The sequence below is a fragment of the Rhodopseudomonas sp. BR0C11 genome (assembly GCF_010820945.1).
In the GTDB taxonomy this organism is placed as follows: domain Bacteria; phylum Pseudomonadota; class Alphaproteobacteria; order Rhizobiales; family Xanthobacteraceae; genus Rhodopseudomonas; species Rhodopseudomonas palustris_H.
The window spans coordinates 1-704 of record NZ_QTKI01000789.1 but is presented as its reverse complement, the minus strand read 5'-3'; the positions used below and the strand labels follow the sequence as shown (position 1 = coordinate 704).

General features: G+C 70.3%; 1 protein-coding gene. It reads right to left on the bottom strand.

Features of this window, described 5'->3' with window-relative positions; genetic code table 11:
* Positions 1-228: 228 nt before the first annotated feature.
* A partial coding sequence (locus DYI24_RS27390) for a BA14K family protein (RefSeq protein ID WP_164574546.1) occupies positions 229-704 on the bottom strand: 476 nt, incomplete at its 5' end.

The window sequence follows — 704 nt, the reverse complement described above, 5'->3', positions numbered from 1 at the left end:
GATGGAAAGCGCTGCGGCCTCCCGGTGGGGGCGATTGGGCGATTCTGGCAGTATCGCCAGGGGAAGTGAAGGCGCCCCGTTGGGACGGCTCTTCGCTTGCAGCGATTTGGGGGCGAAAACACGGCAAAACGATCAACGCTCGGTGAGTCCGATCGCCGCAGGTTTGCAGCGTGCCAAACAAAAGCGGCGCCCGTGAAGGCGCCGCTCGTCGAGACGATAAGGGATTTACTACGGGCAGGGATGCCGACGGCCGTCGTAGCCGAGATAGGTGCCGGAGGCCGGATCGTATGATTTGTACCGGCGCCGGCAGTAGGCGTCGCCGCCATCGTCGTCCGGCGCGACCGTGACGGTCGGCTCGTCGTAGTAGCCGTAATCATACGGGTCGCCGTAATAGCCGTAAGAATAGGGTGCTCCCCAGACACCGCCCACGGCGGCACCCGGCCAATACCCGCCGCGCCAACCGCCACCGTGCCAGCCCCCGCCGTGCCAATGCCGGCCGCCGCCACCGTGCCATCCGCCGCCGCCTTGCCAGCCACCGCCTCCGCCTGCGACTCGCGGGCCGACCGGGGCACCACGGGCGATTGCCGCGCCGGCCAGGCCGCCGCGGCTGATTCCGCCGCCGCCGAACGCGGGACCGCCACCGCCGCCGCGGCCCATCCCCATTGCAGGACCGCCGCCACCTCCGCCGGCCACGGCGGGACCAC